Below are 12,404 nucleotides of genomic sequence, written 5' to 3' on the forward strand. Positions count from 1 at the left end.
CAAGTGCATTTCATCAGGCTTGTAGTATACTATACACTACCTCTGTTCATACGGGGAACATATGCTTCAATACCGCATCATTATTATTCTCTCGATCGCGGTGCAGCTCTATGCCGCCGATATTCCGCTCTACTCCGGCGAGAAAGACATCGCACGCTGGTCGGGAGCATCGCTTGACGCTCTCCACACCAAGAACGGCCCCTCGATGAAATGGGATGGTGCGGGAAAAGGACGGCAGCTTCTGTCCACGAACGCACCGTCGGACTGGAGCGGGGTCGAGGCGCTCTCGTTCTCGCTGTTCACTGCAAGCGATAACGGCGCGGAGTTCATGATACAGGTCATATCGTCGAACACGAACGGCGAAGGCGACTATTACTTTTACCGCTTCAAGCCGATACCGGGTTGGCAGGATATCTCCATGCCGCTCAAGAAATTCCAGCCGACACGTTCGCCGGTCGGATGGCACAAGGTAGACAAGATCGTGTTCAATTCCTTCGGCTGGGGTATACAGCCGAAAGCGGATACCGCGGTCTCATTCGGGGCCATCGTGCTGACGGGAAGATCGTCCATAGACGGGCTCGCTCTTCTCTATACCGAGAAGGATATTGAGCGGTGGTCAGGCTGCTCCGCGGACACGGCATCGCCTTCGGACAAACCATCGTTCAAATGGGATGACGCAGCAAAAGGCGGAGCGATAGCATCGAGGTCCGTGCCGCGTGATTGGTCGAAGTACGGCGAACTCAGGTACCGGTTCCATGCCGGTCCGGCAAATGACGCCGAATACATCATCACCATCGTATCTTCGAACGAGAACGGCGCCGGGGATTATTTTCTGTACCGGGTAAAACCGATACCGGGCTGGCAGGACATAACGATACCGCTGACGAAATTCTCCCGATCGCGGAACCCGAAGGGATGGCACAGCATCGATCGGGTGACCTTCAATGCATCGGGCTGGGACTTGAAGCCGAGGCAGGATACTGCATGGCAGATAAGCGGTATCACGGTCGGGGGGAATGCTCAGATGACACCGCAGTTATCCGCAGAGGATTCGGCAGCCATGGCGACAACGAAAAAGATCCAGGTAGCACTTGACAGAATCGAACCCTGGGGCGGGAAACTTGTATTTCCGGATTATCCGTGGGAAGAGATATTCAAACGGGCTGAAAGCGATAAAAACATCGCCGCCATCCTCGGCAAGATCGTCGACACCGGAAAACGCACTGCCGGGGGCAGCATCATCACCCGTGTGTATGCCCTCAAAGACGTTCTCCCGGCTCATCTCGACGGACGAGCGAAAAATGCGGGCCCAAATGAAGAGACATTCGCACTTGCCATGTCGGACTGTAACCAGAACGGTTTTCTCTTTAACAATCTTGTCGTCGCAGCCATCGCCGCACGCCGCACCGACAATCGCGACATCGATGATTTCATCATACGCCAGCTCACGGAGGTCGTCGAGCATTGGAAACCGCTGCAGCGTCCTGGATGGACAGCGTATACGCCGACGAGAAAGCTCGGACCGCGCGGCGACGGTGTATGGCTCGCGACCGGCTGGGGCGTCCTCGGCATTGTGAACGTCCTCACCATCATGGGAGACCGGGTACCGAAAGAGCTCAAGGCAAAACTCCGCGTACTCCTGCAGGAAGAAATTGACCGCATCATGGCTGATTACAAAGATGCCGTACCGTGGTATGTGAGCGCGAAGGCGTTCGAATCGAATCAGTGGATATTCCCGCTCACGGCGCTTGCCGCTGCCTGTCTTTATCTCGGTGACGAGAAGAACCGCGACGCGTATGAGTTCTCCGTGCTCGGGCTTTCGAAGACATGTCTTTCGCAGGGCGACAGCGGGAGCTTCGCCGAAGGCTTCGCGTATGCCACGATGACGACGCATCTGCTCTTCATGGCCATGTTCCCGATGAAGCTTGCGGGCGATGCGCGACTCGCACGATATCCTTTCGCCAGGAATTTCAGCACCTGGTACACGCAGATGCATATGCCCGGGCGCTTTACCGTGAACGCCTTCGACTGCGGCACCGCGCGCTACGGCACGAGCGTGCACCCGCTCTATCTTTTTGCAACGCTCGTCGCTGACGATAAAGCCGGGGCATGGACAGCGGAAAACCTCTTCGGCGAATTCCCGTCGGACTGGGCATCGCTCGTCTACTCGTACTACGCGCCGAAGATACCGGGAACGATGAAGCCGCCTGCGAATTTTTCGTTCTTCAGCGATCAGCAGATACTCACTTGGCGCACCGGCTGGGATATCAATACCGATATCGGTCTCTGGCTGCGCGGCGGGTCGCACAATAATTTCCATATCCACCGCGACAACGGACAGGTATCGATATACAACGGCATTCGGCCTGTCATCGTCGAATCGGGAACCCCGGGATACGCGACACCGGGATTCGATGACATCTTCGCCAATGTCAAGGGGCACAGCATACTGCAGACACCGGGGGCAAAGCCGCGTTCTCTCGGGAATGCAGCCACGCCCATAGTCGTCCATCGATTGGATGACAGCGGCGGAAGCGCCACCATCATCGGCACCGAAGCATATACCGATGTCGCATCCTGGCGGCGAAAAGTCGATTGGACCGCACAGGGAACGGTGACGATCACCGACAAAGCCGTTATGAAGGCAGAACGTCCTGCCGGGGATGAGTGGTTCCGCTTTCACACCGGTACAGGGACAGCGATCGATGTGCAGAAGATCGGCCCGGCATCGTATTCACTGTCCTGGGAACATGTCTCCATCGCGATGTCAGCGAACCGCCCCTTTACGATAACTGTGATCGATTGGTCGAACGCCGTCCTCACCAAGGTCAAGTGCTTATCGGTACGCTCCGCGGCGGCATATTCCGACCTGGAGCTTACGACAGCGCTGGCGATCACGCGGGTGAAGAACCCCGCATCGGACGATGCCATACCGTATGGAACGTACTTAAAGAACGCGCGCGCACCTGCTGCAGGGAACGCTGCAGGTGAAACCATTATCCTGCAGGCCGAGGATATGATACCCCCGGCAAGCGGCATAAAGATATCGGACAGGAAAAAGAACGCGAAGGTGTGTATACTCAATTGGGACAATTACGGTGACCTTCTCACGAAAGAGATCGATGTATCATCCCCGGGGTTCTATCGTATCGCGATGAAATACTGCACATCGAAATACCCGCGAAGAGCGATCATCATTGACGGCAAAGTGCCCTTCAAAGAGGCGGGGAACATCGCGTTCGACTCGACACAGGGTCCGCCCCCGTCGGACGGCTTCGCGAACAATACGGATGACTGGAAGATAAGGATCATCGGCGATGGCAGCGATACGGGCTTCCTATTCTATCTCAGCGCCGGCAGACATACGCTCTCGTTCATGCAGCTCGGCGAATCGCTCAATGCCGACTGGATAGCGCTGATACCCGAAGCAATGGATGCGATCCCTGCAGCAGGCGAGATAGACCGCAAGTGATATATCATCCGTTCCGGCCATCGCGATAGCATCCCTTCACCTATACCGCGGTGCACTTGTTATGGATGACATGTGCTGTATAATGATGGCATCATGACGGTACGGGCTATCATCATCGCCGCAGCGCTCGTGGCGCTCCCGCTCATAGCGAGCCGCAGGGACAAAGAGACCATGGCGGCACGCCCCTTCGACGAATTCCACATATCCTATTCGCTCACCCCCTACACGCTCGATCAGGCGCGTACCGGTACTAATGTGCTTTCCACGCTCACCCTGTATCATCGATACACCGCCGACTTCATGACGCGAGAGTCAAGCATCGCAGGCCGGCATACCGAGATCGATATCGATGTCGTTCGGCGTCACTCGCCTTCGAACTACACGCCCATCGACGAACGGCAGTCATTCCTCTACGAAGCGTACGCGGCGCGTATCATGTACCTCGGCTATCAGCATTTCCCGTTCCGCGAGAGCGTTGTCCCCGTCACACCGTATCTGGAGGTCGGCGGCGGTTTCGGCTTCAATTTCAGGATGTTCGACTCCAACAATTTCATCTGTTACGATGCCTGGATCAATCCGTACCTCACCAACGGGGCGGCCCTTGCGTTCGACGAAAGCGCTAATTTCATCGGCATCCGTTTCAATGATGGGCTCATTCGCGTCGTGAACCCCTATGCCGTGCTCATATTCAGGACCGGAATGATATTCCCGCTCCTCCCGTGGTTCACCCTCCGCACCGGCGTCGACTTCGACTTCGATATCGGCACCGATCTGGTGTTCGGCGTGAACCTTGCCGGCCTTTTCAACTACCGCATCGGTTTCGCGCTGCTTGCGGAAACGCTGTTCTCCATGGATAATCTCGATCTGAAATTCGGCGTGACCGCGGGGCAGAGCTACCGGTTCTATAACTATCAGAACAATTTCTTCTATCCGGGAGCGACCACTCCCTTTGCGTTCACGTTCCATATCGGCGTTAACTTCAAGTTCAGCCTGATGCTTTTCGAGCTGTAGCGCATGCCCGCCGCAGCATCATCCGATGTGCTCATCATATCCGGTGCGCATAGAAAAGGCGGGAATACCGATATCCTGACGGAACACATCGCGGCTGCGCTTGCACGCCATTCGCTTTCGCACACCGACATCATACTGCGTGAAAAGGATATACGCCCCTGCACGGCCTGCCTCTCCTGCGAACGCGACAATAACTGTGTCATCACGGACGATATGCAGGCGCTCTATCCGCTCCTTGAAAGCTCGCGCGTCGTCGTACTCGTCCCTCCCCTCTATTTCTTCTCGATGAGCAGCCTGATGAAGATATTCATCGACCGCTGTCAAATGCTCTACGCGCGTCGATTCATTCATAAAGCCGGAAGCGATACCAGAGGACGGACCGGGATAATAGTATCGCTCGGGGCCACACGTAAGAAAAAGCGCTTCATCGGCGTTACGCTCACTGCCGATTTCTTCTTCCGCACTATCGGCATTCGGAAGATGCGGACACTGTATTTCACGAAAGTGGAAAAACGCGGGGACATCGATACGGTCAAGGATATTGACAAGCGAATTGAAAGAGTTATTGACGGGATAAAATGAAATCCGGTTCATCGTGGCGCTCCTTTCCTTACTCCTGTTTTTTCCTCAAAGAAGGGAAGGCGTCTTGAATGACATTTTCTCGCCATGACACCAGGAACGCCATGAAAGAAGCGATGTGTATTAAGCAATGACCTCCGAAATTTTTTAGATAGTACTATTGATACAGATTTCCGTGAGAGAGGGGAAGGGGCCGGGGGATGGGGTGAGTGTGTCTGTGACGATATAATCCGGCTCATCCTGTTCATCCTGGTGACTCTGTTCTTCCGACGCAATTGATCTCAAATATCTGCCGCGAATAGAATCATAAGCAACCCCTATCCTCGCCAAAATACTCCCCCTCACTCCAAGTATTTTATTTGGATCCCGTATCGGTCCCATCCGCGTCATCGACCTTCGGCGCAAGTGATATATTATCGATCTCCGCGCCTTCTATTATCTCGTAGTAATACCCCTGCTCGGTGAGGAAGAGCTGACGTTTATGTGCGAACTCCTCTTCCTTTGAATCCGATGTGATGACGGAGAAGAAATACGACTTGTTCTCGCCGGGTTTCGGCCGGAGGATGCGCCCGAGACGCTGCGCCTCTTCCTGCCGCGAACCGAACGTACCGGACACCTGGATGAGCCCGTTCGCATCGGGGAGATCGATGGCGAAATTCGCCACCTTGCTCACGATAAGCGTTTTCACATCGCCCTTCTTGAACGCCGCATACAGTTCGTCACGCTCCGACTGGGGGGTCTTGCCCATGATGAGGGGAAACCTGAAAAGCTTCTGTATCTCCTCGAGCTGATCGATATACTGCCCGATGATGAGCACGTTCTTCCCGGCAAGCACATCGAGCAGTTTTCTCAGTACATCGTATTTCGCGGGGTGCTCGCTGCTGATGCGGAATTTCCCTTTATCGGTGGCCGCCACATAGTCCATGCGCACATCGCCTTCGAGCGGAACGCGTATGTCATAGCACATGGCCTCGGCGATGAACGCCTTGCTCTCGAGCTCGCGCCAGGGCACATCGAATTTCTTAGGGCCGATGAGGCCGAACACGTCCTTTTCAAGCCCGTCCTCGCGCACCAAGGTCGCGGTAAGCCCCAGCCGCCGCGTACTCTGTATCTCGCTCGTGACGCGTATGACGGGCGCCGGCAGCAGATGCACCTCGTCGTAAATAATGAGCCCCCACTTGTTCTTGAAGAAAAGATCGAAGTGCGTGAACGGGTCGGTCTTGCTCTTGCGATACGTGATTATCTTATACGTCGCGATGGTGATGGGCTTTATCGTTTTTGTCTCGCCGTTGTATTCGCCGATATCCTCGGCGCGTATGTCCGTTTTATCGAGGATCTCGCTCTTCCATTGATGGCACGCGGTTATCCCCGTCGTGATAATGAGCGTTTCCGATTTGACCGCAGCCATCGCCGCCATGCCCACGATGGTCTTTCCCGCACCGCAGGGGAGCACGATGACACCCGCACCGCCATGCGCACCGCCGCCGGCATGATAGAGCTCCACACTTTCACGCTGATACTCACGGAGCGCGAACGGCAGCCCCGCGAGCGTCGTCTCGCAGAGCGCTATCGGATAGGGTTTTCCCTCGACATACCCCGCAAGGTCCTCGACGGGATACCCCGCGTAGATGAGCTCAAGCTTCACATTCCCGCGATACGACCCGTCGATGGAAAGCCGTTTGTCATCGATGCGGTCGCGGATATATTTCTGCATCGACTTGAAGCCCATGATCTCATCGAGAATGAGCTTATCCTGTGCAGTGAGCACGAGCGCATCGCCCTCGCGCACGAGCTTCACCTTGCCGTAGCGTTCGATGTTCGTGCGTATCTGGAACGTGATGTTCTGCGGAAGCTTATACTTCGAATTCGATCTGAGGAAATCGAGTATCCATTCCGCGGTGACGCCGAAGCTCGCCGCGTTCCAGAGCGAGATGTTCGTGATACGGTACGTATACATATGCTCGGGACTCTTCATGAGCTCCGCGAATTTCAGGAGCTCGTCGCGTATGCGCACGAAATGCGGCGAATCGACCTCGAGCAGGAGCGATCCGTCGGTCTGTATGATGAGCGGTTTTTCTTTTCCCATATGTTCGATTTCTATACATTCCTTTTCGGCGTACGTTACGACGTCCATTTTAAAATGCGCATCGATGCTACATCGCAGTTGATTTTTTGTCAATCGTGCATTACACTTGTGCAGAAGGCAAGGAGCACTTGATGGAACAGATCAAACGGTTCGTTCTCATGCTCGCGCTCACCTCACTTGCGCCGCTGTTCGCCGAACTTGCGCCGATAATCAAGAAGCACCCCATCGATCTGAAGAAACTCGGCGGCGAACTGAACGAGCTCTGGAAGGTCGGCTATTTCCCTGCGGGCATCGAGGTCATCGAGAAAGGTGCCGAGCGCGGCATTTATCTCGTCTATCGGGAAGATAAGAATTTCGAGATCGACGACTGGAAGATAATCCCCTATCCCATCGACACCGACCTCGATACGCCGCTCGAAAGCGAAAAAATGAAGGAATGGGTGGCAATTGACATCGGATACACCGCCTCTCAGGTGTATATCCTGTACCTGAAGATAAAGCCCGCCTATGATGCCTTTTACCAGAGAACGGTGCAGGACACGGGCGAGATGACGCGCGCGATCGAAGGGTATCACAGATCACATCATCGCTGCTACGGCGTATCGTTCAAAGGCAGCGAAGTGACCGTTCTCATGCTCCGGCTCATCGGCATGACCTATGGCCTGTATGAGTACGAGGAATTCGATAATATTCTCGCCGCCGGCACGGCCATCGTACAGCGGACAAAGGACGGGTGGGATATCTGGGGGTTCGCTTTCACCCCGGACCAGAAAGTCGGCTTCTTTATGCTGCGTTAGCGATCGACAGTATCCCCGGAGTTATCAATGAACGCTTCATTCCACTTCAATTGGCTGCCGTATCTTGTTTCTGTTGCCGCGTATTTCCTGCTCGGATTCCTCTGGTACAGCTTTCTCTTCGGTGAACTCTGGGCAAAGGAGACCGGAACCGAAATGGGCCGGTCCAACGTTACGCCGGCGCTCCCCCTCCTCGGTCACGTGGTGGCATCTGCACTGTACGTGCTCGGCTTGTACCTCGTCGTGAAGCTTTTCGGATGCGTATCGATACAGGACGCCATCCTTGTCGCCGCGGGAATAACCGCGTTCTCCGTACTGCCGCTCAATGCAGGCACCGTGCTCTTCAAGACAAAACCCGCGCTCTTCGGCATCGACGCCGGGTATCAGGCCCTCGGCACGTTGATCGTCACCGTGATACTGACGCTCTGGAAATGATACGGTTCATCGTCTGCAATCGAAAGAACACGGCGCCGGCACTGTCACAAGCGGATATGCACGTCCATGATTTCTGGCAGATCGACTGGATCCATGAAGGCAGAGCAGAGCTCGAATGTAAAAGCGTAGAGGAGATCCGCTCCGGCTCGATCGCTGTTGTCGCTCCGGGCCTCAGGCACGGCTACCGTTTCCCCGTCCCGGTGACGATGTCGGTGGTGAAATTCGCGCCGCATTTCAAATTCTCCATCCCCGGCGGCTTCATGAACATCGCTCTGACCGACGGCATGAGCGACATCCTCGGACGTGTTTTTGATGAATACGTAAGCCCGCACCGCCACCGGCTGCAATTGGCATCGCGCTACATGGAGATATTCCTTTACAAGTACATGATCACATCGGTAACAGGGCGCGACACGCTCATGGACGAGGTCGCGGCGTATATGGCGGCGAACCGTGAAAAGCCGATGACCGACCGCCTGCTCGCCGAGATGCACGGGCTATCGGTGAACCATTTCATCAAGCGCTTCCGTACGTATTTCGGGACGACGCCGGCGGACCACCTGCGCTCGATGCGCATCGAAGCGGCGAAGGAGATGCTCCTCTTCCGTGAACGCGCCATGCCCGAAATAGCCCGAGCCTCGGGGTATGCCGATATCGCCTCGTTCAGCAAAGTGTTCAAGAAGGTCACCGGGGTTTCGCCCTCGGCATTCCGCTCATTGAGCGTATGATCGGAGCCGCGATGAAGCCGCATCGTATCCTCATCATCACCGCCGCGATAGTGCTCGCCGCGGCATGTGCCTGGCTCGTATGGCCGCTCACCGATGAACGCCTGGTGATAGTGGCCGATGAACGCCTGCGCGCCCGGAAGAACGATTATCTTTCCGGGGTACGGCCTCGCCGCGGACCGAACATCATCTTACTGCTTGCCGACGACCTCAGCGTCTACGATGTCTCCCGCTTCGGGGGAACGAATCTCGCAACGCCGAACATCGATGCCATCGGCGCTGAGGGCGTCACCTTCACGCGCGCCTACTGCACCTCTCCTATCTGCGCACCGTCGCGCTCATCGCTCCTCACCGGACGGTATCATCAGCGGACAGGTTTCGAGCTTCAGCCGATGAACCGTTATCCGAAGAACCGGCTCGAATACTATGCGTATAAAAATTTCATCCTTCCACGCACAGGCGAATGGCAGATAGCCCCGCTCGCGCCGGTACCGCCGGAGTCGGCATATGCGGCACAGGGCATGCCGTCCGAGGAAATATCGCTGCCGGAGATACTTTCGCGCGCAGGTTTCGCGACCGCATGCATCGGCAAATGGCATCTGGGCTACGGCAGTGATCGCATTCCCACCGCACGCGGTTTCCGCGATCAGTACGGCTTTTACGAAGCGTTCACGCTCTATGCGCCGGTCAATGCGACGAACATCGTATCATCGCGGCACACGTATTTTTCTGACAGGCATATGTGGGCGCAGGAGAGGAAGGGACTCTCTGCGATACGAAAGAACGGCGTCATCATCGATGAAAAGGAATATCTCACGTTCGCCATTGCGAGAGAGGTGAATGATCACATTCGGACGAAGGCGTCCGCGGGCTCGCCCTTCTTCCTGTATGCAGCGTTCAATGCACCGCACACGCCTTTTCAGGTCCCGGTATCTTACTATGATAAATTCCGGCATATCACGGACCATAATCGCCGGGTGTATTACGCGATGATATCCGCGCTCGATGACGCCATCGGCTCGATAACACGCACGCTTTCCGAGTGCGGCCTCGATGAGAATACGCTCGTATTCTTTGCAAGCGACAACGGTGCTGCGACGTATGCCGGCGTCGATAATCTCCCGCTCAGACAGGGGAAATTCACCTTCTTCGAAGGCGGCGTTCGCGTGCCGATGATGATGCGCTGGAAGGGGCATATCGCCCCGAGAACGGTCGATGCTCCCGTATCGCTCATGGATATCTATGCGACATCGATGGCGTCGGTCGGGATACCTCGACCGAAAGACCGCCCCATCGACGGCGTGGACCTGTCGCGGCTTGAGAACGGTTCGGACCGCGGGCGTATGCTCTTCTGGCGCACGCTGTATGTACGCGCGGCGATACGCGATCAATGGAAGATCATCGTCGATGACCGCGCGGGGCGCACCTGGCTCTATGACATCGGGAATGACCCGGGCGAGCACAATGACCGTGCGGCGGAACACCCTGATGTCGTGAACGCCATGAAGAAAAGCATCGCCGATTGGGAGCGCGGGCTCACACCTGCGCGCTGGCCGCGCGTCATGGATTTCCGCTACCGCGTCGACGATACGTATCTGCTCTTCCCCTTGTAAGCATCCCCAAAATAACACGTAAGAAATAATAAAACCACAGGTAATGATTCGGCAGTATGCGCCGAATTTGACAAAACACCTGTTATGGGTATAGTAGCAGGGAAGCACTATTCCGGGGAGAACGTATGGCGAATTTGACCATCAAAGAACTGCATGAAGCCGGCGTCAAGGCCGGTATCGCACATGACCCGCGGGGAAGCATCTTCATGGGGGAAGAACTCGCGCGCCGCAGGAAGGAATTCGAGAAGATCACCGATGCGAAGAAAAAAGCGTCGTTCGATGAAGAGACGCTCTGGAACCCCTATGTGGACTGCCGCATACTCAACGGGGATGTCTCGAAACAGGTAAAGAAGGTCATCGTCGGCATCGATATGGAAGCGCCGGAAGTGCTCCTTACCGACCGCCTGAACGAAAAAGGCGCCGGCATCGACTGCGTCATCGCACATCACCCCGAAGGGCGTGCCTACGCTAATTTCTACGAAGTGATGGATATGCAGGCCGAAGTGCTCGCCCGCCACGGAGTGCCCATAGCGCAGGCGGAAGGCGCGCTCAGCAAACGCATACGGGAGGTCGGGAGAAGCGTTTCGCCCAACAATCATACCCGTGCTGTGGACCATGCACGGCTCCTCGGGATACCGATGGTCTGCATGCATACCGTCGCCGATAATCAGGTCGATCAATTCCTCTCCGCGCTCATCGCCGAGAAGAAGCCCTATACGGTCGGCGACATCCTCGAAATACTCGGTGAATTACCCGAATATCAGGCCTCTGTAAAGGACAATAATGCGCCGAACCTTTTCAACGGCTCGGAGAAGAACCGCGCCGGCAAGGTCTATTTCCACATGACCGGCGGGACCTCGGGGAGTGAAGAAGAGATGGATCAGCTCGCACGCGCCGGCATCGGCACGCTGGTGGTGATGCATATACCGGACAAGCACCGCGAGCGCTGTGAGAAATCGTATATCAATATCGTATGCGCCGGTCATATGGGGAGCGACAGTCTGGGATTGAACCTCCTCTTTTCGCGCATCATGCAGGCGACGAAGAGCCAGTTCGATATCGTCGCGACATCCGGCTACTATTACGTGAAACGCTGAGGGTTCCATGGCGGACGAAGAAAAGGAAGATGACAGTAAATCGCCGAAAGTAAGCTACCTGGAGAAAACGCCCCGGAAATGTCCGGTGTGCGAACACGAGTATTCACATGAGTTCATGTACACGGGCGGCGGAAGGATAATCGCCGGGAGTCTGCGCAACGACCTGCGTCGAACATATCAGGACAGCAAGAAATACGGCAGGGTGAACCCGCTCATCTACGTCGTCGCCGTCTGCCCGGAATGCTGTTATGCGGTCTTCAACGAGGATTTCCATAAGCTTGATCCCGCCCGCCGCGACGAGGCGCATCTGGAAAAGCCCAACCGTGTCAAATACGCCAAGGTGATATTCGGGCGCGATCTCAATTTCGAAAAACCGCGCGATCTCATCAACGGGGCGGCAAGCTATTTCCTCGCCATGACAGGGTACAACTTCCATAAGAAGAACGTTTTCCCGACGCTGCGCAAAGGGATATGCGCGCTTCGCTGCTCGTGGCTCCTCGAAGACCTCGTCAAGCAGACCCCCAACGATCACTACTCGGAGCTCATACCGTTCTTCCTGAACAAATCGAAAAAATACTATACGGCATCCATC

10 protein-coding genes are annotated in these 12,404 nt (G+C 55.7%); 9 read left to right on the top strand and 1 reads right to left on the bottom strand.

Annotation, left to right across the window (positions count from 1 at the left end):
• Nucleotides 1-61 precede the first annotated feature (61 nt).
• The 3 genes from AABZ39_09045 (at nucleotide 62) to AABZ39_09055 (ending at nucleotide 5,065) form a co-directional block, all read left to right on the top strand.
• Nucleotides 62-3,472 (top strand): carbohydrate binding domain-containing protein, encoded by a 3,411-nt coding sequence (locus tag AABZ39_09045; GenBank protein MEK6794910.1) that lies wholly within the window; start codon nucleotides 62-64, stop codon nucleotides 3,470-3,472.
• Nucleotides 3,473-3,565: 93 nt separating this feature from the next.
• Nucleotides 3,566-4,483, top strand: a complete 918-nt coding sequence (locus AABZ39_09050; protein MEK6794911.1) for a hypothetical protein — start codon at nucleotides 3,566-3,568, stop codon at nucleotides 4,481-4,483.
• A gap of 3 nt (nucleotides 4,484-4,486) precedes the next feature.
• A complete protein-coding gene (locus tag AABZ39_09055) occupies nucleotides 4,487-5,065 on the top strand; it encodes a flavodoxin family protein (protein MEK6794912.1) in 579 nt (192 codons plus the stop codon).
• A gap of 352 nt (nucleotides 5,066-5,417) precedes the next feature.
• On the opposite strand, the gene AABZ39_09060 is transcribed toward AABZ39_09055, so the two are convergent.
• Entirely contained in the window at nucleotides 5,418-7,148 is a 1,731-nt protein-coding gene (locus tag AABZ39_09060; protein ID MEK6794913.1) for a DNA repair helicase XPB, read from the bottom strand.
• A 131-nt stretch (nucleotides 7,149-7,279) separates the two neighbouring features.
• Between AABZ39_09060 and AABZ39_09065 the strand changes: the two genes are divergently transcribed.
• The 6 genes from AABZ39_09065 to AABZ39_09090 form a co-directional block, all read left to right on the top strand.
• On the top strand, nucleotides 7,280-7,945 hold the full coding sequence (locus tag AABZ39_09065; GenBank protein MEK6794914.1) for a hypothetical protein: 666 nt from the start codon (nucleotides 7,280-7,282) through the stop codon (nucleotides 7,943-7,945).
• A gap of 27 nt (nucleotides 7,946-7,972) precedes the next feature.
• On the top strand, nucleotides 7,973-8,377 hold the full coding sequence (locus AABZ39_09070; GenBank protein MEK6794915.1) for a DUF1761 domain-containing protein: 405 nt from the start codon (nucleotides 7,973-7,975) through the stop codon (nucleotides 8,375-8,377).
• A complete protein-coding gene (locus AABZ39_09075) occupies nucleotides 8,374-9,105 on the top strand; it encodes an AraC family transcriptional regulator (GenBank protein ID MEK6794916.1) in 732 nt (243 codons plus the stop codon). Before AABZ39_09070 ends, AABZ39_09075 begins: the two co-directional genes overlap by 4 nt.
• Before the next feature lie 11 nt (nucleotides 9,106-9,116).
• Nucleotides 9,117-10,715, top strand: coding sequence for a sulfatase-like hydrolase/transferase (locus AABZ39_09080; GenBank protein MEK6794917.1), 1,599 nt, complete (start codon nucleotides 9,117-9,119; stop codon nucleotides 10,713-10,715).
• Nucleotides 10,716-10,840: 125 nt separating this feature from the next.
• Entirely contained in the window at nucleotides 10,841-11,812 is a 972-nt protein-coding gene (locus AABZ39_09085) for an NGG1p interacting factor NIF3 (GenBank protein MEK6794918.1), read from the top strand.
• Between the two features lie 7 nt (nucleotides 11,813-11,819).
• The coding region (locus AABZ39_09090; GenBank protein MEK6794919.1) for a DUF2225 domain-containing protein at nucleotides 11,820-12,404 on the top strand (585 nt) is incomplete at its 3' end.

The sequence above is a fragment of the Spirochaetota bacterium genome (assembly GCA_038043445.1).
Taxonomy (GTDB): Bacteria; Spirochaetota; Brachyspiria; order Brachyspirales; family JACRPF01; genus JBBTBY01.

Bases quoted from the DNA above. Each gene is read 5' to 3' on its own strand.
- AABZ39_09060 (MEK6794913.1), bottom strand. From the start codon at position 7,148: ATGGGAAAAGAAAAACCGCTCATCATACAGACCGACGGATCGCTCCTG.
- AABZ39_09055 (MEK6794912.1), top strand. From the start codon at position 4,487: ATGCCCGCCGCAGCATCATCCGATGTGCTCATCATATCCGGTGCGCAT.
- AABZ39_09050 (MEK6794911.1), top strand. From the start codon at position 3,566: ATGACGGTACGGGCTATCATCATCGCCGCAGCGCTCGTGGCGCTCCCG.
- AABZ39_09045 (MEK6794910.1), top strand. From the start codon at position 62: ATGCTTCAATACCGCATCATTATTATTCTCTCGATCGCGGTGCAGCTC.
- AABZ39_09065 (MEK6794914.1), top strand. From the start codon at position 7,280: ATGGAACAGATCAAACGGTTCGTTCTCATGCTCGCGCTCACCTCACTT.
- AABZ39_09070 (MEK6794915.1), top strand. From the start codon at position 7,973: ATGAACGCTTCATTCCACTTCAATTGGCTGCCGTATCTTGTTTCTGTT.
- AABZ39_09075 (MEK6794916.1), top strand. From the start codon at position 8,374: ATGATACGGTTCATCGTCTGCAATCGAAAGAACACGGCGCCGGCACTG.
- AABZ39_09080 (MEK6794917.1), top strand. From the start codon at position 9,117: ATGAAGCCGCATCGTATCCTCATCATCACCGCCGCGATAGTGCTCGCC.
- AABZ39_09085 (MEK6794918.1), top strand. From the start codon at position 10,841: ATGGCGAATTTGACCATCAAAGAACTGCATGAAGCCGGCGTCAAGGCC.